The 21,982-nt window shown below is 72.3% G+C and carries 15 protein-coding genes; 2 read left to right on the forward strand and 13 right to left on the reverse strand.

Annotated elements, in window-relative coordinates; genetic code table 11:
- On the forward strand, positions 1–1,659 hold the full coding sequence (locus AB0L65_RS36610; protein ID WP_364255049.1) for an acyltransferase: 1,659 nt from the start codon (positions 1–3) through the stop codon (positions 1,657–1,659).
- Here the strand turns inward: AB0L65_RS36610 and AB0L65_RS36615 are convergent.
- Genes AB0L65_RS36615 through AB0L65_RS36625 form a run of 3 tightly spaced genes read right to left on the reverse strand, consistent with a single transcriptional unit; the run spans position 1,596 to position 7,182 of the window.
- Positions 1,596–2,819 (reverse strand): GDSL-type esterase/lipase family protein, encoded by a 1,224-nt coding sequence (locus tag AB0L65_RS36615; RefSeq protein WP_364255052.1) that lies wholly within the window; start codon positions 2,817–2,819, stop codon positions 1,596–1,598. The two genes, AB0L65_RS36610 and AB0L65_RS36615, sit on opposite strands and share 64 nt — an antisense overlap.
- A complete protein-coding gene (locus AB0L65_RS36620; protein ID WP_364255055.1) occupies positions 2,816–5,482 on the reverse strand; it encodes a family 78 glycoside hydrolase catalytic domain in 2,667 nt (888 codons plus the stop codon). Before AB0L65_RS36620 ends, AB0L65_RS36615 begins: the two co-directional genes overlap by 4 nt.
- A complete protein-coding gene (locus AB0L65_RS36625) occupies positions 5,476–7,182 on the reverse strand; it encodes a hypothetical protein (RefSeq protein ID WP_364255058.1) in 1,707 nt (568 codons plus the stop codon). The genes AB0L65_RS36620 and AB0L65_RS36625 overlap by 7 nt, the downstream gene beginning before the upstream one ends.
- Before the next feature lie 338 nt (positions 7,183–7,520).
- Between AB0L65_RS36625 and AB0L65_RS36630 the strand changes: the two genes are divergently transcribed.
- A complete protein-coding gene (locus AB0L65_RS36630; RefSeq protein ID WP_364255061.1) occupies positions 7,521–9,392 on the forward strand; it encodes a beta-L-arabinofuranosidase domain-containing protein in 1,872 nt (623 codons plus the stop codon).
- 72 nt (positions 9,393–9,464) lie between these two features.
- On the opposite strand, the gene AB0L65_RS36635 is transcribed toward AB0L65_RS36630, so the two are convergent.
- Genes AB0L65_RS36635 through AB0L65_RS36680 form a run of 10 tightly spaced genes read right to left on the reverse strand, consistent with a single transcriptional unit; the run spans position 9,465 to position 21,982 of the window.
- Positions 9,465–10,778 carry a glycoside hydrolase family 28 protein gene (locus AB0L65_RS36635; protein WP_364255064.1) on the reverse strand — a complete coding sequence of 438 codons (1,314 nt, stop codon included), beginning with the start codon at positions 10,776–10,778 and terminating at the stop codon, positions 9,465–9,467.
- Complete coding sequence (locus tag AB0L65_RS36640; protein ID WP_364255067.1) at positions 10,775–12,829, reverse strand: hypothetical protein; 2,055 nt, start codon at positions 12,827–12,829, stop codon at positions 10,775–10,777. Before AB0L65_RS36640 ends, AB0L65_RS36635 begins: the two co-directional genes overlap by 4 nt.
- Positions 12,826–13,821 (reverse strand): DUF5605 domain-containing protein, encoded by a 996-nt coding sequence (locus AB0L65_RS36645; RefSeq protein ID WP_364255070.1) that lies wholly within the window; start codon positions 13,819–13,821, stop codon positions 12,826–12,828. The genes AB0L65_RS36640 and AB0L65_RS36645 overlap by 4 nt, the downstream gene beginning before the upstream one ends.
- Before the next feature lie 2 nt (positions 13,822–13,823).
- On the reverse strand, positions 13,824–15,212 hold the full coding sequence (locus AB0L65_RS36650) for a DUF5060 domain-containing protein (protein WP_364255073.1): 1,389 nt from the start codon (positions 15,210–15,212) through the stop codon (positions 13,824–13,826).
- Positions 15,209–16,639 (reverse strand): ABC transporter substrate-binding protein, encoded by a 1,431-nt coding sequence (locus AB0L65_RS36655; RefSeq protein WP_364255076.1) that lies wholly within the window; start codon positions 16,637–16,639, stop codon positions 15,209–15,211. Before AB0L65_RS36655 ends, AB0L65_RS36650 begins: the two co-directional genes overlap by 4 nt.
- Complete coding sequence (locus AB0L65_RS36660) at positions 16,636–17,817, reverse strand: sialidase family protein (RefSeq protein ID WP_364255079.1); 1,182 nt, start codon at positions 17,815–17,817, stop codon at positions 16,636–16,638. The genes AB0L65_RS36655 and AB0L65_RS36660 overlap by 4 nt, the downstream gene beginning before the upstream one ends.
- Positions 17,814–18,848 carry a sialidase family protein gene (locus AB0L65_RS36665; RefSeq protein WP_364255082.1) on the reverse strand — a complete coding sequence of 345 codons (1,035 nt, stop codon included), beginning with the start codon at positions 18,846–18,848 and terminating at the stop codon, positions 17,814–17,816. The genes AB0L65_RS36660 and AB0L65_RS36665 overlap by 4 nt, the downstream gene beginning before the upstream one ends.
- Positions 18,845–19,885 carry an oligopeptide/dipeptide ABC transporter ATP-binding protein gene (locus AB0L65_RS36670; RefSeq protein WP_364255085.1) on the reverse strand — a complete coding sequence of 347 codons (1,041 nt, stop codon included), beginning with the start codon at positions 19,883–19,885 and terminating at the stop codon, positions 18,845–18,847. Before AB0L65_RS36670 ends, AB0L65_RS36665 begins: the two co-directional genes overlap by 4 nt.
- A complete protein-coding gene (locus AB0L65_RS36675) occupies positions 19,882–20,877 on the reverse strand; it encodes an ABC transporter ATP-binding protein (RefSeq protein ID WP_355201091.1) in 996 nt (331 codons plus the stop codon). Before AB0L65_RS36675 ends, AB0L65_RS36670 begins: the two co-directional genes overlap by 4 nt.
- Entirely contained in the window at positions 20,852–21,982 is a 1,131-nt protein-coding gene (locus tag AB0L65_RS36680; RefSeq protein WP_364255090.1) for an ABC transporter permease, read from the reverse strand. Before AB0L65_RS36680 ends, AB0L65_RS36675 begins: the two co-directional genes overlap by 26 nt.

Genomic DNA, 21,982 nt, shown 5'->3' on the forward strand with positions numbered 1-21,982 from the left:
ATGACGAAGTTCGACTTCTGCCCGTGGCTGTTCTGGGATCACGCGACGGAGGAGGACCGCCGCGCCCAGGAGAGCCACCTGGCGGAGCTGCGGGGCAGGTTCGAGCTGGAGGCGGCGGGCAAGGTGTTCGTCTCGCCGCTGGCGGCCGTGTACGCCGACCGCCTGCGCATGGGCGACCACTGCTACATCGCGGCCCACGCGTACGTCACCGACGACGTCGTCATGGGCGACGACTGCACCGTCAACCCGTACGCCGTGGTGCGCGGGAACATCGTGCTCGGCGACGCCGTGCGGATCGGCGCGCACACGTCCCTGCTCGGCTTCAACCACGGCACCGCCCCCGACCGCCCGGTCTTCCGCCAGGCGATCACGTCGAAGGGCATCCGGATCGGCGACGACGTGTGGATCGGCTCGAACGTGGTCGTGCTCGACGGGGTGACCATCGGCGACCACGCCGTCGTCGGCGCGGGCGCGGTGGTCACCAAGGACGTGCCCGCCTGGGCCATGGTCGCGGGCAACCCGGCCCGCCGCATCCGCGACCGCCGGAGCCCAGTGGGCGGCGGGCCATCCGCGGCCGGCCGGCCCTCCGCCACCGGCCCGGGGGACGATCTGGAAGGGCTGCTCGCCGGGTTCGCCGCCCGCGCCAGGGAGCAGGTGGAGGACGTGCTGGGGCGCTGCTGGACGGGGGAGCGGTACGTGGACCGCCCGGACGCCCCGCCGACCGTCCGCGCCTGGTGCGACGCGGTGGAGATCGCCGACCTCCTCCTGGGCGGTCCGCCCCCGACCCCGGCGCGGGAGGAGATCGTCGCGTTCCTGCGGGACCGCCAGGACCCGGCCACGGGCCTGGTCCCGGAGCTCGGCGCCTCCGGGCCGCCGGAGCTGGACGGGGTCACCGCCTATCACGTGCTCTGCGTCGGCTACGCGCTCGACCTGCTCGGCACCCGGTTCCGGCACCCGGTCCACGCCGTCGCGAACGTCACCTCGCAGGACCTGATCGCCTCGCTCGACGCCCTCGACTGGGAGCGCAACGCCTGGACGGCGGGCTCGTGGGTGGACGCGTTCGGCACCGGCCTGCACCGCAACCTCGCCGACTTCGGCGTGCGCGGCGAGACCGAGACCCTGTACGGATGGCTGCTCACCCGATGCAGCCAGGCCCACGGGATGTGGGGCGAGCCGGACCCGGACGCGGGCTGGCTGCAGGTGGTCAACGGGTTCTACCGGCTGACGCGGGGGACGTTCGCGCAGTCCGGGGTGCCGGTGCCGTACCCGGAGCGGGCCGTCGACACCGTGCTCGCCCAGGCCCGCGACCCGCGCTACTTCGGCCCGGACACCGGCAACGCCTGCAACGTGCTCGACGTCATCCACCCGCTGTGGCTGCTGGGCAGGCAGACCCGGCACCGCCGCGAGGAGGGCACGGCGTGGGCCAGGGAGCACCTCGTCCGGGCGGTCGGCGGCTGGCACGACGGGGCGGGGCTCAGCTTCGCCCTGACCGGGGGGAGCGGCGCGGCCCGCACGCCGGGGCTGCAGGGCACCGAGATGTGGCTGGCCATCATCTGGCTGCTCGCCGACTACCTCGGCGTCTCCGACGCGCTCGGCTACCGCCCCCGGGGCATCCACCGCCCGGAGCCGGCGGCGCGCCTGCCCAGACCCGGCCGCTGACCGGCGGCGTCGAGCAACACGCGCGGTTCCAGCGCGGCGGCCATCGCCCGGTGGCCCGCCGCGCTCGGGTGCAGGTGGTCGCCGCAGTCGTAGCGGGGCAGCAGGCGGCGGGGGTCGGCGGGGTCGCGCAGCGCCGCGTCGAAGTTGGCCGGCCCGTCGAACACGCCGCCGTCCCGTACGAACGCGTTCACCGCCTCCCGGGCCCGCTCGCCCGCGGCCGTGTGGTATTCCGCGCCCGCGAAGGGCGGGAGCGTGCCGCCGATCACGCGTACCCCGGCGGCGTGCGCCCGCTCGACGATGCGCCGGTAGGCGGCGACGAGCGGCTCCGCCCGCGCGCCCGCCCCGAGGTCGTTGACGCCCGCCAGCAGGATCACAGCGGCGATACCCGGCTTGGTCAGTACCTCGGCCGTCAGCCGCGCCTCGGCGTCGCGGCCCGTCCCGGAGGCCAGCACCCGGCCGCCGGACACGCCCTCGTTCACCACGGCGAGCGGCCACGACTCCCGCAGGGCCCGGTCGGCGAGGAGGTCCGGCCAGCCGTGGCCGGTCTCGGAGCCGACCCCGGTCGTGATCGAGTCCCCGAGCACCGCCACCGCCGACACCGGTTCGGGTGCGGTGACGATCAACGCGTCCAGCCAGTGCCAGACCGCCACCCCCTCGATGTACGCGGATCCGTCCTCGTCGGCGGTGTGGTCGCCGGGGAGCGACCGGTAGGCCGCGTCGTCCGGCGGGGCCGTGGCCCGGTTGCGGCCGGTCAGGACGCCGCCGTCGCCCCGCAGGTGCAGGCTGACGGCCAGGCGCTGCCGGGGCGCCACCGGGCCGGGCAGCGGGTCCCCGAGCGCGGTCGCGCCCGGGGCCAGCGTCACCTCCGGCCGCCCGCCGAACGTCACCGTCCGGTTCGACCCCGGCACCAGCGCCGCCCCGGAGCGCGGGACGCCCACGCGGACGTGCCCGAACGTCACCGGCCGGTCCCCGAGCGCGTTGGTCAGGCGTACCCGCAGGCCGGTCCCGCCCGCGCTGGTCCGCACGAGGTTGCGTACGGTGAGATCCCGCAGCCCGGCCCCCGCCCGCTCGGCGGCGGCCGCCCACGTGGTCACCGGACGGCCTCCCCCGGGCTGCTCGGTGGCGGTCGCCCACGTGGTCACCAGGCGGCCGTCCGTCATCGCTCCCACGCCGCGGTGAACTCGTAGCGGCCGGACGCGACCCGGCACACCAGCGCCTCGCCGTTGACCTCGCCGGGCACGGGCGCGCCGGACTCGCGGACCGACGCCGGATCGGTGGTCGGCACGTGCACCGCGGCCTCGGCCCCCGGCGGGATGCGGACCTCCAGCCGGAGCGTGTTCCCGTCCACCTCCCACCGGCTGCCCAGCCGGCCCAGCGGCGTGTCGTACGAGGCCGCGGCCCACTGGAGCCGCCCGCCGGGCAGCGGCCGGATGAGCGGGCGGCGGAACCCGACGGACCCCTCCTCCTGGCCGATCCCCGCGACCCCGCCGTACAGCCATGCCCCGACGGAGCCCAGCGCGTAGTGGTTGAAGGAGTTCATGGCGACGGGCCCGAAGCCGCCCTCCTCCGTCCACCCGTCCCACCGCTCCCAGATCGTGGTCGCGCCCCGCTTGATCGAGTAGCCCCACGACGGGTAGCGGTCGTCGTGCAGCAGGGAGTAGGCCAGGTCGTGGTGGCCGTGCGCGGACAGGACCGGGCCGAGCAGCCCCACCCCGGCGAAGCCGGTGGTCAGGCGTCGCCCACGCCGTTCCAGGTCGGCCACCAGGTGCCCGACGGCCGAAGGGACGAGGGGCTCGGGGATCAGGCCGTGCGCGAGGGCCAGCAGGTAGCCCGTCTGCGTGTCGCCCGTGACCTGGCCGTCCGCCGACACGAACGCCCGGACGAAGGCGTCCCCGATCCTCGAACGCAGCTCGGCATAGTGGGCGGAAGCGGCCACGTCGCCCACCACGGCGGCGGCCTTCGAGGTCAGCTCCGCGCTCAGGGCGAAGTACGCGGTGGCCATCACCTCGCGCGAGGTCCGCACGCCCGCCTGCAACCAGTCGCCGTAGTGGCTGCCGGTCCGGTTGCGCCAGATCAGGTCGGGATTGTGGCGTTCGACGTGGTCCACCCAGCGTCGCATGCTGGGCAGGCTGTCGCGCAGCACCCGCTCGTCCCCGTACACCCGGTACAGGTGCCACGGGACGACGGTGGCGGCGTCGCCCCAGCCCGGCGTGCCGTGCCGCTCGGTCATGACGTGCGGGATCACGTCCGGCACCGCGCCCTCGCCGGTCTGCGCGTACCGCAGGTCCGCCAGCCAGCCGGTGAAGAACGCGGCCACGTCCGCGTTGTAGCAGGCGGTCGGCAGGAACACCTGCGCGTCGGCGGTCCATCCGAGGCGTTCGTCGCGTTGCGGGCAGTCGGTCGGCACGGAGACGAAGTTGCCGCGCTGGCTCCACCGGATGTTGCTCATCAGCCGCCGCACCATGTCGTCCGAGCACGAGAACTCGCCCGCGACCGGCGTGTCGGAGTGCAGCACCCGCCCCACGACCTCGACGTCCGCGTGGCCGCTGACCTCGACGTACCGGAAGCCGTGCACGGTGAAGCGCGGCTCGAACGTCTCCACTGCCGCCCCGGCCGCCACATAGTGGTCGGTGGCCTCGGCCGAGCGCAGGTTGGCGGTGTAGAGGCCGCCGTCGTCGTCCAGCGCCTCGCCGTGGCGCAGCGTGACCCGGGCGCCCTCGGGGGCGCCGCGCACCACCAGGCGGACCCGGCCGGCGATGTTCTGGCCCAGGTCGACGATGGTACGGCCGTCGCCCCGGCGGACGTCCACCGGCACGAGGTCCTGGGTGACGCGGACGGGCTCGGCGGCGGACGGGACGAGGACGTCGTGCGCGGTGTCCACGACCCCCGCGGGAGCCCAGGAGGCGTCGTCGAATCCGGGCAGGTCCCAGCCGGGCTGTTCGAGGCGCGCGTCGTACCACTCGCCCATGAGCAGGTCGGCGTGGCGCAGCGGCCCGGTGCTCTCCCGCCAGCGCCCGTCGGTGCCGACGACCGTACGGGAGCCGTTCTCGTGCTCGGCCACGATCTGGACCAGCAGTTGCGGGCGCCGGCCGTACCGCTGCGCCTGCTGCCGCATGTCCCAGCCGAGGCTGCCGGACCACCAGCCGTCCGCGAGGATCGCCCCCACGCAGACGGGGCCGTCGCCGGCCAGGTCCGTGACGTCGTACACCTGGTACGGCACCCGCTGCCGGTAGTCGGTCCAGCCCGGCGTCAGCTCGCCGTCGCCGACCCGGTGGCCGTTGACGCGCAGCTCGTACAGCCCTCGGGCGCTGCACGCGATCCGCACGGCGGTCGCCGGAGGCAGGTCGAGCACGCGCCGGAAGTACCGGGGCGCGGGCAGGCCCGCGGTGCGGGCGGAACGCGGCTCGCCCTCGTCGGTGGGCGGCTCGAACGGCGGCTCGGTCTCGGGATCGTGCCCGATCCACGCCGCCACCCACTCGTCCTGGTGCATCACCCCGGTGTCGAACCACGACTCCGCCGCCTCGCCGGGCCGCGTCTCGACCCGCCACGTGTAGCGCGTGAACGACGCCAGCGGCGCGCCGCCGTAGTCGGCGCTGACGTCCTGGCCCTCGACCCAGCCGCTGTCCCAGACCAGGGCGCCGCGCGCGTGGACCCGGATCCGGTACGCGTTCTGCGCGTCGCCGCGCCGGTCCGAGGCCAGCCGCCAGCTCAGCCGGGGCACCGGCGTGCCGATGCCGAGCGGGGTGCCGCGGTGCTCGCAGCGCAGGTCGTACGGCCGCAGCGAGTCGCCTGCGGGCACCTCGGGGAGAGACCAGTTCACCATGCCCACTCCTTCGCCGGCCGGGCCAGCTCGTAGTCGCGCCGGGGCGCTGTCGGATGGACCTTGCGCCCGCTGTACATCGGCCGGGCGGTCCCCTCCGGGCTGATGCCGATCACGTCGTCCCCCCGCCAGCGCACCCGGTACTCCCGCCCCGCCGCCACCTCGGTGGTCGCCGTCTCGGGCACGGGGAACGTGACCGTGACGCGCTCCCCTCGCCGTGGCGCCGGGATCGACAGGTAGCCGTCCGGCGCCCACGCCCCGGCCTGGGTCCCGTCGAAGTCCCCGCTCTCGCGTGCGACGCGCACCTTGGCGTACCCGGCCCAGTCGGGCACCCGCATCCGCAGCTCGCGCAGGTCCTCGTGGACGTCCAGGTCGACGCGGCCCTCGTGGGGGAGGTGGCTGAGCACGGTGACCTGCCGGGTGGCCCGGGTGAGGAGCAGGTTGACCCGGACGGCCATGGGGTCGGCGGTGACGATCGAGTTCCAGCCCCAGAACAGGCCGCGCAGCCCCGAGCCGACGCAGCACGCCTGCACGTCGGCCGTGTGCCCGCGGCCCAGCTCCACGTCGCAGACGAAGTCGTTGGGCGCGCCGTAGCCGGCGAAGGCGCCGCGCACCCGCTCGCCCACGTTTATGTGCGTCACCCAGCCCGGCTCGTCCCCCGACGCGTCGGGCGCGGACTCCACCCAGCTCAGGTCCAGGAGCTGCGACTCCACGAGGTGGTTGCGCAGGAACCGCTCCACCACGCCCCAGTACGCGGTGTGGCCCGACCCGGCCAGCGTGGTCCCGGTGCCGATCAGGTCCACCAGGGAGCAGCTCTCGTGCTCGTAGCGCTGGTCGGCCAGGTCGCCGGGCGTCCAGCCGAACGCGGTGGCCTGCCCGAGCGCCCAGTCGTAGGCGCGGCGGACGTACGCGGTCAGCTCGTGGTCGCCGACGTGGCGGGCGTAGCGGGCGAGCCCTTCGAGCGTGCCGAGCCGGGTGTGGAAGTGGGCGCTGCGGTACGCGCGGGCGGGGTTGAAGGAGCCGTCCTCGTTGAAGACCCCGCTCTTGCGCACGATCAGCCGGGCGAACCATCCGCACAGCTCCAGCGCGTCCTCGTTGCCCGTCGCCTGGTGGTAGCGCAGCAGCGGCATGATGAGCCGGCCGCTGAACGAGGCCGGGTCGGGGGCGAGGTGGAGCGCGATCGCGTTCGGCGAGGGCCAGCCGCCGGGGGTGTACTCGGAGGCGGGGTAGAACCACACGTCCCGCTCCTTGATCGCGATCCGCTTGAGCGCGGCCACGTGCCGGTCGGCCAACCTTCTGGCCTCGGGGTCGCCGTCGGAGACGTACCAGGTGGTGAGCGAGAGGAGGACCGCCCGCTGGTCGATCAGGTTGGCGTTCGGAGGCCAGCCCACCTCGGGGCGGGCCAGGCGGTAGCTCAGCCCGTCGTCGCCGAAGAAGCCGATCAGCCGCCGCCTGAACCCCTCCTCCACCTCTCGCCAGGTGTCCTTGCCGGTCATCTGGCGGGCGAGCACGCAGGCGTCCAGGAGCCGTCCGTGGCTGGAGCCGTAGTCCCAGTCGCCGTGCCGCAGCGCCGCGGGGCGGGCCAGGAGGTCGGCGCTGAAGTACGGGATGCCGTCCATGTCCTGGTCGGGCAGTCCGGCCACCGCGTTCATGGCCAGCTCGGCCCGTTCTTCCAGCAGCACCGTGTCGGGGATTTCGGGCATGGGCGTCCTTTCGCATAAATATTCATACATGCATAGACGTCCCATCAAGCGTGCTTCGTCCCTCCCGCCCCGTCAAGGTGCACCCCCGCACTTCGGCCGAGGTCCTTCTGGGGAAGGGGGTGGTCGGAGGTACGCGCCCCCGCCCTGGGGTGCGCTCGGCGGCGACGCACGGCCCCGCTCCAAGCGGTGGCGCACGATGGGCGGTCGGTGGTGGGTGGGCGTGCTTTCGTCTCCTCCCCCAAAGGACGGCAACCCCGGTCGGCGGGTCCCGGATGCACAGGGGGGGCATAAATATTCGACACTTGTTGGATATTTTACCCTGAGGCAGGATGAGCAGTATGAGCGATGATCGGATGTCTTCGGTCGTACAGCCCGGTCCCGACGCGACGGTGGCCCTGCGTCCCGTGGCGGGCGGGCGGGTCGAGGGCGGGTTCTGGGGGGCGCGGCAGCGGGTCAACCGCGAGGTCACGATCCCGCTGGGCGGCGAGCGGGTACGCGAGTCCGGCGCGTTCGACAACCTCAGGCAGGCGGGCCCGCATCGCGGCAAGGTGTTCGCCGACTCCGACGTCTACAAGTGGCTGGAGGCGCTCGCCTGGGAGCGCGGCCGGGCGGACGACGACGACCTCGCGCGGCCGTACAAGGAGGCGTCCGAGCTGGTCGCGGCCGCCCAGTGTGACGACGGCTACCTGCACACCCACACCCGGCTCACCGGCGCTGAGCGCTACTCCGACCTGGCCTCCAGCCACGAGCTCTACTGCGCGGGCCACCTCATGCAGGCGGCGGTGGCGGGGAGCCGGGCGGTCGGCGACCGTACGCTGCTGGGGGTCGCCACCCGGTTCGCCGACCACCTGGCGGCGGCGCTGCCCACGGACGCGCTCGACGGCCACCCCGAGGTCGAGATGGGCCTGGTCGAGCTGCACCGGGAGACCGGCACGCGCGCGTACCTCGACCTCGCCGCGCGCCAGGTCACCACCCGCGGCCACGCGCTCATCCCGCTCAAGGGTCACCACGGGCCCGGCTACCGGCAGGACCGGGTGCCGGTGCGCGAGGCCGCCACGGTCGAGGGACACGCCGTACGCGCCATGTACCTGGCCGCGGGAGCGGCCGACGTCGCCGTGGAGACCTCCGATCTCGAGCTGCTCGCCGCCCTGGAGCGGCAGTGGCACGACATGGTGGCGACCAAGACGTACCTCACCGGCGGCCTCGGCTCGAACTGGTACGGCGAGGCGTTCGGCGGTCACCACGAGCTGGCCCCGGACACCGCCTACTGCGAGACCTGCGCGGCCATCGGCAGCATCCAGTGGTCGTGGCGGATGCTGCTGGCCACCGGCGCGCCCGCGTTCGCGGACCTGATCGAGCGCACGCTCTACAACGCCGTCCTGCCCGGCGTCTCGCTCGGCGGCGACCGCTTCTTCTACGTCAACGCGCTGCGCGTGCGCGCCGGCGCGGACCCCGACGACCTGCGCTCGCCGGCGCGCGGCCGCCAGGACTGGTACGGCACCGCCTGCTGCCCGCCCAACGTGATGCGCCTGCTCTCCTCCCTCGACCACTACCTCGCCACCAGGGACGGCGACGGCGTCCAGCTCCACCTGTACGCGCCCGGCACCGTGCGGGCGGGCTCCGTGGTGCTGGAGGTGGCGACCGGTTACCCGTGGAGCGGCCGGATCGACGTCGTGATCAGGGAAACCCCCGACCGGCCGTGGACGCTCTCGGCCCGCATCCCGGCCTGGGCCGACGCCGCCGGCGTGGACGACCGGCCGGCCGAGCCCGGCACCTACCACCGCGTCCGCAGGACCTGGCGGCCCGGCGACCGGATCGTGCTCGACCTCGGGGTCCGGCCCCGGCTGACGGTGGCCGTACCACGCCTGGACGTGGCCCGCGGCCAGGTGGCCGTCGAGCGAGGCCCGCTGGTCTACTGCCTGGAGCAGGCCGACCACCCCGGCGTCATCGTGGACGACCTGTGCGTGGCGGGCGCGGACCTCCGCGACGGGCCCGCCGTCACCGGCCTGCCCGACGAGGTGGTGCCGGTCATCGCGCGCGGCCGGGCCCACGTGCACCGGGAGGAGGACGGCGGCTTCCCCTACCGCACCGCCGCCGCCCCCCGCGAACCGGAGCACGCGGGCCCGGCCGACCTCACGTTCGTGCCGTACTACGCGTGGGCGAACCGGGGGGCGGGCCCGATGACGGTCTGGGCGCCGATGCACGGCTGACACATGATCTCCGGGCGCGCGCGGCTTGACCACGGCCGTCGCCGCGCGCGCCCGGCCGTACCTCCCAGAGACCTACTCCTGAGACGCGTCGGTCACCGTGACGCCGGTGACCGACAGGTTCTCGACGTGCTGTGCCACGTCGGCCCGGAGCACCCCGGTGAACGAGCTGTCCCTGATCGTGATCTCCCGTAGCGGCTGCTCGGGATACCCCCGCAGCAGGTACGCGCTGCGCGTCCGGTCGCTGCGCAGCCCCGCGACGTTGATGTTGCGGATGAGCGGCGCCTCGTCGCCGTTGTGCCCGTCGCCGTGGTAGAGGTCGATCGAGACCGCCTCCTTGGTCAGCCCGCTGATCTCGATGTCCTTGACGAAGACGTTCTCCACGAAGCCGCCGCGCACCGAGTTCGTCTTGATGTAGAGCCCGAAGTACAGGCCGGGCCCGCCCCAGCGGCAGCGGCGGACGAAGACGTTGCGGATCCCGCCGGTCGTGTCCGTGCCGATCGCGACCGAGCCGTACCGGTGACGCATGTCGCAGTCCTCGATCAGCACGTCCTCGCACGGCACCCCGACCCGCCGCCCGTCGGGGCCGCGCCCCGCCTTGATCGCGATGCAGTCGTCGCCCACGTCGAACACGCACCCCGAGATCACCACCGAGCGGCACGACTCGGGGTCGCAGCCGTCGTTGTTGGGGCCGCGCGAGTGGATCGTCACGTTCCTGACCAGGACGTTCTCGCAGCGTACGGGGTGGATCTCCCACATGGGGGAGCGGACTATGCGCACGCCCTCGACCAGCACGTTGCGGCACAGGTACGGCTGGATCAGGTTGGGCCGCAGGTAGTGGCCCGCGCCGAACACGCGCTCCTCGACGGGCACGTTCCGCGCGGCCATCCGCTGCAGCGCGGCCCAGTCGTCGGCCTCGTGCGGCGTGCCCGGCCGCCAGCCGAACTCCGGCGTGCCCACCCACGGCCACCAGTGCTCGGGCCCCGCCCCGCCGTCGAGCGTCCCGGCGCCGCTGATCGCGATGTTCTCCTGGCCGTAGGCGTAGATGAAGGGGGAGTAGTTGTAGCACTCGATGGCCGAGAACCGGGTGTAGACGGTGGGGAGGTAGTCGGCGGGGTCGGTGCTGAACAGGATCGTCGCGCCCGCCTCCACGTGCAGGTCCACGTTGCTGAGCAGGTGGACGGCGCCGGTGGTGTACGTGCCCGGGGGCACCCGCACGTGGCCGCCGCCCGCCTGGTGGCACGCCTCGATCGCGGCGTGGAACGCCCCCGTCCACGTGCCCCCCGACCCGCCGAACTCCGTGAGGTCGAACCACCGGTCGGGGAACTCCGGCGGCCGCACGCGCTCGCGCAGCTCGTCGGCGTACCGCCACGCCTCTTCCTCGTTCATGCCACCTTCCTCATGCGCAGCGCGTGGTAGAGGGGCAGCGCGATCACCCAGGACGGGTTCCACGTGTTCGCCTCGCCCTTGCGCTGCCAGTTGGTCTGGAAGAACCCCTCGCCCTGCTCGCCGGGCGTCCCGAAGCCCCAGTCGCCGGGCTCGCGGCAGATGCCCTGGCCCATGGCGTGCAGGATCGTCTCGGCCCTGGCCGCGTACCGGGGCCGGCCGGTCAGCAGGCCGAACTCCATCAGCTCGGAGGTCGGGAAGAACACGTCGAGGTGGTGGTTCTGCACGCTGACCGACGGCCAGCCGCACGCCTCGAACCCGCGCCGCTCGAACGTGCTGCCCGCGTCGAACTCCGGCGACCACACGTAGACGAACGTCAGCAGCCAGTCCGCCGCCGCCTCCGCCCACCGCGCGTACAGGTCGCGGCCGGTGAGCCGGTAGAGCTCGAAGGCGGCCAGGAAGTAGTACATCCCGGCCTCCTTGTCCTCGCCGGAAGCGTCCAGCGTGGCGTGCGCGAACGGCCGCTCGAACGTGGCCGCGTGCAGCCGGTGATAATGCTCCAGCACCTCCTCGGCCCGCCGCAGCCACACCCGCTCGCCGCCCAGCCGGTACGCGCCCAGCATGGCCTGGACGCAGGCGATGCCGGCCGCGCTGACCATCGCCGAGAACGGCCGCCCGTCCGGCGTCCAGCCGATCGGGACGATGCCCTCCTGTTGCCTGGTCCGCCAGAAGAAGGCGGCGGCCTCCTCCACGGCCTCCTCCCACGCGGGCGGGACCGGCAGCCCCGCCTCCCTGAAGTGCAGCGCGATCCCGGCCAGGTCGGCGACCGTCTCGCCGTGGGCGCGGCTGGAGACGAAGTCCGCGCCGTCCTTGCGGAACGTCTCCCACCGGCCGTCGTCGAGCAGGAACCGGCCGTGCCGCAGCCCCGGGGTCGGCGTCCGGCTGCCCTCGACGTAGAAGTCCGCCGCCCGGCGGGTCCGCTCCGGGCGGCCGAGCAGGGCGTCGCACAGCGCGAGCTTGAGGCACTGGCCGGTCCAGCCGTACAGGTACGACCGGGGCCGCCCGTGGCGGGTGCCCTCGTAGGCGAGGTAGCCGTGGCCGGTCCAGCGCGCGTCCATGGCGTTGGCCTTGAGCCGGACGATGTCCTCCCGGCCGAGCGGGCGGGCGCTCTCGTCCTCCTGGTGGAGCCGCGCATGGACGAGCTTCCTGAAGCCGTGGCCGCGCGGCTCGACCGGGCCCCAGTCGAGGGTGTGCCTGGTGATGATCGTCTCGCCCGGGGCCAGGTTCCGGTAGCCGATCGGGTCGTCCACGACCTCCGCCTTGCTGACGTAGCCGACGTCGGGCCTGCCGTCGAACATGATCACGCCGGTCATGGCCGCCACCGTCAGGCCCGGTTGTCGTACGACGCCGAGGGAGTCGTAGGTGACCTTGCCGTCCGCGTCGCGGCGGGGCTCCGGGTGGGCGAACAGGCTGACGTACCGGCCGGACCAGGCGGCGTTCACGGCGGGGATGGGCAGGCGGTCCTGCTCGCACACGAAACCGCCGCCCGGCTCGATGCGGGGAACCTTGCGGCCGGGGTCGGAGGAGGGGTTGCCGTTGTAGAGGACGCCGGGCATGGTGACGTTCGCGTCGTCGGTGGGGAGGGGGAGCAGGAGGCCCGCCGCCACGTCGGTCGCCTCGTGCGGGGAGTCGTTGTGCCAGGTGGCGGTGAGGGTGAGCAGGCCGTCGGGGGTGAAGGCCAGCTCCAGCCGGGCCCCGAGCGGCCCCGTCCGCGCCGTCACCACCAGCGCCTCGCCCCCGGGCGCGAGGTGGACGGAGCCCGGGTGCTCGATCCGCCAGGGGCGGCCGGTGGAGGCGGTGAGCAGGCCGCGCAGCGGCGCCCGCAGGTGCTGGCCGTCCGCGTCGCGGTGGCGCAGCCGCACCTCGGGGCCGCCCGCACCGGCCAGCACCTCGACGACCTTCCCGCCCGGCTCGGTGAGGGCGGCGACGACGCCCGCCGCGGGCGCCCGCCCGGGTGGTGCCGGGGCGGGCGTGCCGTTCGAGGGGGCCGTCACGGGCGCCGCCTGAGGCGGACGGCCTGCGCCCCGGTGGCCGGCAGCGGGACCGTCAGCGTCCCGCCCTCCTGGACCCCCAGCGAGCCGACCGTCATCTCCCACGTGTCGATCACCTCGACGTCGTACCGCCCGCGCGGCACCTCGTACTCGCGCACCGGGAACCGGTGCTCCCCGCAGTACTCCAGGTAGAACTCGCCGGGCACCTCCAGCATCGGCGCGTCCCGGTCCCGGTACCGCGCCGCCTCGGGCGTCTCCGCGATCACCTCCCGCAGCAGCCCCAGCCGCGCCACGGCCGCGCCCGCCAGCGTGCCGCCCGCCTCCGACCAGGTCAGTCCCTCGTCGTCGAGGTACGACTCCCCGTGCGTGACGTACCGGCGCCGCACCGACCCGTCCCATGCCTGGGCGACGACCTCCTCGGGGGTCAGGCTGTGCCATGGATCGTCCGAGTCCCCCTCGTACCCGCACATGTCCATGAGCACCGGCTTGTGGTGGTCGCGTGTCAGCACCCAGGCGTCGCGCGGGCTGCGCGCGGCCACGCTCCCATGCGTGAACGCGCGCCGCCACAGCAGCGGCGAGCCCGCCTCGGCGGTGATCGACAGCGGGTGGTGCCCGGGGTCCTCCTCGGCGACCAGGTCCGCGAGACGTACCCAGTCGTGTTCGGAAATTTCGGGGAAAAGGGTGGGGTCGGCGGCCAGCGACCACCACACGTTCGCGTGCGCGGCCAGCCGCGGCACGACCTCCGCCACCAGGCGGGCCGCCGCGTCCACGTCCCCGATGCCGTCGGAGGGGTGCAGCAGGACCAGCTCGGCCGTCACGCCGATCGCGCCCAGCTCCGCCACCCGCTCCTCCAGCGAGTCCAGCGAGCACCGCGTCGCGAACGCCGCCATCCGCACCCGGTCGAACGGCGACGACTCCAGCGTGGCCAGCGTCCGCGCCCGCCGCTTCTCGCCGTACAGGTGCCAGCCGAGTGCGGTGGTCGCCAGCGAAATCATGATCACACCCTCGTCATTCGCAGCGCCAGGTACGGCCGGCTTGGCAGCCCGACGCGCACCCGGTCCCGGTGCACCCCGTCCACCGGGATGATCGTCATGTTCCAGGCGTCGATCAGCTCCACCTCGTAGTCCCCTTCCGGGAGTTCGACGGTCGCGGAGGAGGGCCGGCGCCGGCCGAGGTAGCGCAGGTGCACGCCGTCGCGGCGGGCCTCCACGATCTTCCGTAGGAACGCGATCCTGGCCGGGCTCTCCCCGTACAGTCCGCCGCCGTTGCCGATCCACGCCCGTGCCTGGAAGCCGGCCAGGCTCTCGCCATGCCCCACGTAGCCGCCGCGTGTCACGCCCTCCCAGAACCGGTCCACCAGCTCGGCACCGCTGACGTTGCCCCAGCGTCTGCCGATGTTCCCCTCGTAGGAGATCTCGTCGATCACCACCGGCTTGGGGCAGGCACGCAGCCACTCGTCCGTCAGTGTGGCGTCCCAGTGCTGGATGCTCTGGTGGGTGATCCACGGCTTGGTGTTGTCGTACAGGGACGCCACCTCGTACATCCGGGTGCCGTTGTGGATGGAACGCAGGTGCTCGTACGGGTCCAGCCGCTGGATCGTGCGCAGGATGTCGTCCCAGTCGCGCACGGTCTTGGCCCGGTTGAAGTCGTACTCGTTGGCGGCCGACCACCACACGTTGCGGTAGGCGGCCAGGCGGGCGATGACGTGGCGCAGGTAGGCGTGGTCGGTCTCCCGGCCCATGTCCTCGACGCCGCGCAGGCCGCCGTCGTACGGGTGGAAGAGGATCACGTCGGCCTCGATCCCGAGGTCCCGCAGGTCGCGGATCCTGGCCTCCAGGTGGCGGAAGAAGGCCGGATTGAACCGGTTCTTGTCCAGCCCATCGGGGTCCCGCCCGGCGAACGGCACCTCGGGGGGCGCCATCTGTCCCGTCGGCAGCACGCACATGCGGAGCTTGTTGAACGGCGAGGCCGCCAGCGTCCGCAGCGTCTCGCGCTCGCGCTCCTCGTCCAGGTCGTGCGTCCAGTGGTAGCAGGTCGTCCCGAACGGCAGGTACGGCGTCCCGTCGGCGTACGCGAAACCCGTCCCCACGGCCCGCACGGGACCGTGGTTGCCGGCGGACGCGGGCGTCACCTCGAAGCCGCCTGCGTGCCCGTCCAGCTCGCTCACGTTGCTGACGGTCGTGAACCGCCACGGACCCACCGCGTCCGGCATGAACCGGACGCGGTAGACACCGTCGCCGTCGTAGAAGCCCTCGGCCTCCACGACGCGGTTGCGGTACTGGTACCGGGCCGACAGGCGCACCTCCGCGAAGGGGTTGCCGCCCGCCGGTCCGGCCAGTTCGATCTCGTGGACGTCCCAGCGCTCCACGGTGTCCGGAAAAATCACCAGTCCTTCCCAGCGGCGGCCTGCGCCTTGATGTAGGCGGGGATGTCCTGCTGCTCGGAGACGGTCAGCGACTGCTCGGCCGTCATGCCGTCCCGCAGCACGTGCTGGCGGAAGACCGAGTACAGCGGCAGGTCCCAGAACTCGGTGTTCTGGTAGTTCGACACGGTGGCGTTCTCGCCCCAGTACACGCCCGAGGTGTCGATGCCGGCCAGTTCGGGGACGCTCTTGCCGAAGTTCGACACGACATTGTCGGTCTGCAGCACGGCCTTGATGCCCTGCTTGGACAGCTCGGTCTGGGCCTCCTCCGAGACCAGCCACTTGACGATCTGCAGCGCCTGCTCCTTCTTCGCCGAGGTCGGCGGGATGAACGCGGCCCGGGTGTTCGGCTGGTAGATCGCCTTGGAGCCCCGCTTGAGCACCGGGATGGAGGTGACCCCGATGTCGACGTTCTTGGCCTGCTCCTTGAACGACTCCTCGTCCCCGTCCTCGATGAACAGCTCGCTGCCGGCGTACATGTTCAGCCGCGACAGCGTCTCGACCGCCATGGCCAGGTGTCCCGGCCGGCTCATGTCGCCCTTGAAGAAGTCGGTGACGGTGGTGAAGTCGTTGCGCGGGATCTCCAGGAAGCGGTACAGGTTCTCCACGTACTGCTTCCAGCCGTTGCCGCTGATGCTGACCTTGACCTCTTCGGGCTTCGGCTCCTCGCTCGCGGTGGGCTGGAACGGGTAGAGGCCGAGCTGGTTGAACTCCAGGTACTGGTCGGGGTGCTGCATGTAGCCCTTGTAGTGGTCCAGGCCGTCGTCCCTGGTCAGCTTCTTGGCCAGGTTGTACGCCTCGTCGTACGTCATGCCGAGCTTGGGGTACTTCACCCCGAACTTGTCGAAGATCTTCTTGTTGTAGAGCAGCACGTGCTCGTCGATGAACAGCGGCACGCCGTAGACCCCGCCGTCGGAGCGCGACTTGACCAGCTCCACGCTGGCCTTGTTGAGCTTGCTCAGGTCGATGCCGGCCTTCTGGAGGTCGGGGGTGAGGTCGCCGACCCAGCCCATCGGCTCCAGGTCACGGTCGATGCGGGACTTCGGGTCCTCGATGATGATGTCGGGGGTGACCCCGGCGCTCTTGAGGTTCTCGTAGCGTACGGGGAGGTCCCACGTCGCGTACTTGATCTTCACCCCGGGGAACGCCGCCCGCAGCTTGTTCCCGATGATCTCGTCGAAGACCCTGGTCCCCTGCCTGTTCCCGTCGACGCTCGACTCGAACGGCTTGTAGTTGGCGGCGAAGATGAACAGCTCGTCGTCGCAGACGCTGAACGGCTGGTTGTACTTGTTGGGGACGTTCTTACACTCTGCGGCCGAAGCGTTCGCGGGGGTGGCGACGACGGTCAGAGCGAGCGCGAGCAGCGCGAGCCCGCGGGTCTTGTGGTTCATTCGGTCTCCCCGTTGGAAGGCGTGTAGCTGCACTGGCGCACGACATTCCGCCGGACGCCGTTCCTGAATTCGGTGATCGTGTGCTCGGGCCAGTTCGACAGCAGGCCCACGGCGTCACGCAGGTAGGACTCGTTGAAGACGACGTGCCGGATGTTGTTGCGGTTGTAGGAATAGACCATGTGGATGAAGCCGTCGCTGCTCTGCGTCATCACCGGATAGGTGAACTGCGGCCCCGACTGCGCCTCCACGTCGACGGAGTTCTCCCAGGTCCGGCCCTTGTCGGGGGACAGCGACACCCGCATGGGGGAGCGGTGCTCGACCCAGGGGTTGTAGGCCAGCACCAGCTTGCCGTCGTCCAGCTTGAGCGCGGCGATCCGCGAGTTCGGGTTGCCGATGGGCTCGGCCACCGGCGCGCTCCAGGTGCGGGCGAAGTCGGTCGACACGCTCTTGTAGATCGCGCCGTCGCCGGTGCGCAGGTAGGCGACCAGCTTGCCCGGCTCCACCTCGACGACCGTCGGCTGGATCGAGCTCTTCGCCGTCTTGATCCAGCTCGTGTGCTCCTCCGGATACGCCTTCCACGTGCTCATGTCCTGGCTGAAGACGTAGAAGCCGGAGCTGGACCCCGCCTCGTCGTAGATCGGCAGCAGCACCTCGCCGTTGGACATGCGGATCGGGTTGGTGCCGACCATCCACCCCCACTCCTTGCGGATGGAGGTCGGCTGACTCCAGGTGTGGCCGCCGTCGTCGGAGGTGATCAGCCGGATCGGTGCCTGTTCCCAGCCGTGCCCCTCGATCGTCACGAAGAACAGGTAGAGACGCTTGCCGTCCGACCACAGCACCGGGTTGCCGTCGGCTTTGCCCGGCTCGTCGAACACCACCTCCGGCTTGGACCACGTCTTCTTGCCCACCGCCAGGCGCGACAGGTACAGCGCCTGGTTGGGCGCTCCCTCCGAGGTGCCGCCGTAGTAGACGGTCAGGATGTCGCCCGCCGGCGCCTGCGCGATCGCGGCCGCGTGGACCTTGGGCACGTTCGGGTCGGGGGCGGCCACGTCCTGGCGGCAGGCGTACGAGCCGGTCGGCTCCACCCGCACCACGCCGCCGCCGTCATCGATGACGTACGACGGGACGGCCACGGCCACCGCCAGCGCGCCGTACAAGATGCTCTGCCTGAATCTCATGGCTGGCTGATCTCCAGATATTTGATGGTCTTCCGCAGGTAGGAAAAGGCGACGTGGAGGCGTCCGCCGCCGCCGTCGATGACGCTCGGGTAGGAGTAGCCGAGCTCGTTCTGCCAGTACTCGGGGTCGGCGTCCTGGAGCACCCGCCGGTGCGGCCACCGGGCTCCGCCGTCTTCCGATACCGCGAGGACCAGCGGGGTGCGCAGCGCCTTCCTGCGCCGCTCCCCGTTCTTGGTCACCCATCTGAACTGGTCGCGCTCCAGGCTCGCGTCGTTGTAGACGAGCGCGAGCCGGCCATCCACCCTCGTGAGCTGGACGGAGGAGTCGTTGTTCGGCAGGTCGGTCCGTTCGGGAGCCGACCACGTACGGCCGTCGGCGGAGGCCGAGGCGTGGACGCGGCCCGCCTTCCGGTCCCTGAACAGCGCGAGCAGCCGGCCGTCCGGCCGCCGCGCGATCGTCATCTGCACCAGGTCGCGGCTGCCGGGGACCGGGTGCTCGGTCCAGGTGCGCCCGCCGTCCTCGCTGACCTCGACGACGCTGCGGTCGCCGGAGGCGCCGCAGTGGTAGGCGGGCAGCAGCCAGGTGCCGTCGTCCAGGATCAGCGGCGGGTGCCGCACGAAGATCCCGGGCTCGGCGAGCAGCACCCAGGGCTCGCTCCACGTACGTCCGGCGTCCGCCGAGGTCCTGGCCACGACGTGCGCGCTCTTCTGGTCGTACGGCTCGCTGGAGGTGTGCAGCAGCCAGAGCAGCCCGTCCGCCTCGAACAGCACCGGGTTCTGCTCGCTGCGCTCCGGGTCGGCGGCGATCACCTGGGGCGATTCCCAGCGGTCGCCGGCCAGCCGCGACAGCACCACGTTTGTGCCGGGGTGGCCCTCCTCCGGGCCGCTGAACCAGGTGCACAGCAGGTCGCCGCCCTGGGTGCGCAGCAGGTTGGCCGCGTGGTTGTCCGGGCCGTGCGGCGCGGGCAGCAGCGCCTCGCGCACGCCCGGAATCGATGGCCTGACGACGCCGTCGAAACGGGGATCACTCATGCCTTCACCTCCCGTACGTCCGGGTCCGGCACGCCGCGCAGCTCCAGCTCCTCGGCCAGGTGGCAGGCCACCCGGCGGCCCCCGACCTCGCGCAGCGGCGGCGGCTCCGTACGGCAGGTGTCCCTGGCGTACACGCAGCGCGGATGGAACGGGCAGCCCGGCGGCACGTGCGCCGGGTCGGCGATGTCGCCCAGCAGCTTGATCCGCTCCCGGTGCCGCTTGGCCGCCGGGTCCGGGTCCGGCACCGCCGACAGCAGCGCCTCGGTGTACGGGTGCAGCGGTCGCGTGTACAGCTCCTCGGTGGGGCCCTGCTCGACGACCTTGCCGAGATACATGACCGCGACCACGTCCGAGACGTGCTCGACGATGCCCAGGTCGTGGCTGACGAACAGGTAGGCCAGGCCCGAGTCCTCCTGCAGATCCCTCAGCAGGTTCAGGATCTGGGCGCGGACCGACACGTCCAGCGCGCTCACGGCCTCGTCGGCCACCACCAGCCGGGGCGACAGGGCCAGCGCCCGCGCGATCCCGACGCGCTGCCGCTCGCCGCCGCTGAAGGCGTGCGGGTAGCGGTTGGCGTACTCGGGACGCAGGCCAACCCGGTCGAGCAGCTCGCCGACGCGCTCGTCGATCTCCTCCTTGGAGCCGTACCTGTGCGCCCGCATCGGCTCGCCGATGATCTCGCGAAGGGTCTTGCGCGGGTTGAGCGAGGAGTGCGGGTCCTGGAAGATCATCCGCACCTGCGCCCGGTACGGCTTGAGCTCCTTCTCCTGCAGCCCCGCCACGTCGATGACCGAGCCGTCCGGCTGCCGGTAGAGCATGCGCCCGCCGGTCGGGTCGTGCGCCCGCACGATGCACCGGCCGAGCGTGGTCTTGCCGCAGCCGGACTCGCCGACCAGGCCCAGCGTGCTGCCCGGCTCGATGGCCAGGTCGACCTCGTCCACCGCCTTCACCGCGCCGACCTGGCGGCCCAGCAGCCCGCTGCGGATGGGGAAGTGCTTGGTCAGCCCCTCGATGCTGAGCAGGGGTTCCGTGCTCACGCTTCCTCCTCGTAGAGCAGGCAGGAGACCTCGCGGTCGGCCATCGGGACCCGGCGCGGCAGCACGACGTCGCACTTCCCGGCCACGACGGAGTCGCAGCGCGGGTGGAACGGGCAGCCGTCCGGCCGCGCGTACGGCGGGGGCACCATGCCCTTGATGGCCGTCAGCCGGGTCCGCGAGGCCCGCCCGAGCCGGGGCATCGAGCGCAGCAGCGCCCGCGTGTACGGATGCCGGGGTGCGGCCAGCACCTGCTCGGCCGCCCCGTACTCCACGACCCGGCCCAGGTACATGACCGCCATGCTGTCGGCCACCTGCGCGGCCACCCCCAGGTCGTGCGTGATCATCATGATCGCCATGCCGAAGTCCGCCTGCAGGTCCCGCAGCAGCTCCAGGATCTGCGCCTGGGTGGTCACGTCCAGCGCCGTCGTCGGCTCGTCGGCGATGAGCAGGCTCGGCCGGCAGGACAGCGCCATCGCGATCATCGCGCGCTGCCGCATCCCGCCGCTCAGCTCGAACGGGTACGCGTCCACCCGGCGCTGCGGCATGGGGATGCCGACCCGGTCGAGCATCTCGATCGCGCGCCGCCGGGCGGCGGCCTTGCCGACGTTCTCGTGCAGCCGGACCGCCTCGACGATCTGGCTGCCGATCGTGTGCACCAGGCTCAGCGAGGCCATCGGCTCCTGGAACACCATCGCGATGTCCCGCCACCTGACCTGCCGCAGCAGCCGGCGGTTCGCGCCGACCAGCTCGACGGGGCCGCCCTCGCGGTGGAGCGTGATCCGCCCGCCCTCGATGTGACCCGGCGGGTCCACCAGGCGCAGGATCGAGCGGGCCATGACGCTCTTCCCGCAGCCGGACTCGCCGACGATGGCCAGCGTCTCACCCTTGCGCACCCGCAGGTCCACGCCGTCCACCGCGCAGACCACGCCGTCGTCGAGCAGGAAGTGGGTGCGCAGGTCCTCGATCTCAAGCAGCACGTCGTCTGCGGCCACGCCGGACCCTCCTGTTCCCGTACGGGTCCGCCGCGTCACGCAGACCATCACCGAAGAAGTTCATGGCCACCACGACGATCACCACCGCCACGCCCGGTGCCAGCAGCCAGGGGGCGTTCGCGACCACGCGGATGTTCTGGGCGCCCTCCAGCAGCACGCCCCAGCTCACCGCCGGCGCCTGCAGGCCGAGCCCGAGGAAGCTCAGGCTCGTCTCGCCGAGGATCATGCTCGGGATGGCCAGCGACAGCGACGCGATGATGTGGCTGGCGAACGACGGGATCATGTGCCGGAAGATGATCGACAGCCGGCCCACGCCGTCCAGCCGGGCGGCCATGACGAAGTCCTCCTCGCGCAGCGACAGGAAGCGTCCGCGCACGTCCCTCGCCAGCCCGGTCCACCCGATCAGCGACAGGATCACCGTGATGGCGAAATACCTGGTCAGCGGCCCCCAGTCGGTGGGGAGCGCGGCCGAGAGCGCCATCCAGAGCGGCAGTGTCGGGATCGCGATCAGGAACTCGATGACCCGCTGCACGGCGTTGTCCACGCCGCCCCCGAAATATCCGGATATGCCGCCTATGAGCATGCCGAGTAAGAAGCTGGCCGCGACCCCCACCAGGCCGATCGACAGCGACACCCGGGCCCCGTGGATGAGCCTGGACAGCAGGTCGCGCCCGTTCTGGTCGGAGCCCAGCAGGAAGACCGGCTCGCCCTTGGTGACCGGGCCGATCAGGTGGAGGTCCGACGGGATCAGGCCCAGCAGCTCGTACTCGTCGCCGTGCACGAACAGCCCGACGTCGATCCGCTGGCCGGGGTCCTCGGTGTAACGCTGCTCGTACGTCTTCGGGTCGCGCTCGGTGCGGTAGCCGTGCACGTACAGGCCGAGGTCGCCCGAGAAGCGCAGCGCCTGCGGCGGCGCGTACGTCATCGACGTGTTCGCGGTCGAACTGGACATCGGCGCGAAGAACTCCGCGAAGATCGCCACGAAATACACCGGCACCAGGATGGCCATCCCGGCCAGCGCGAGCCGGTGCCTGCGGAACTGCCGCCACATCAGCCGCCACTGCGGCAGCGTTCCCACTTCCTTGGTCGGTCGCCTGAGGAACAT

Origin of the sequence: Nonomuraea sp. NPDC052116 (assembly GCF_040680035.1) — a bacterium.
GTDB lineage: Bacteria > Actinomycetota > Actinomycetes > Streptosporangiales > Streptosporangiaceae > Nonomuraea > Nonomuraea angiospora_A.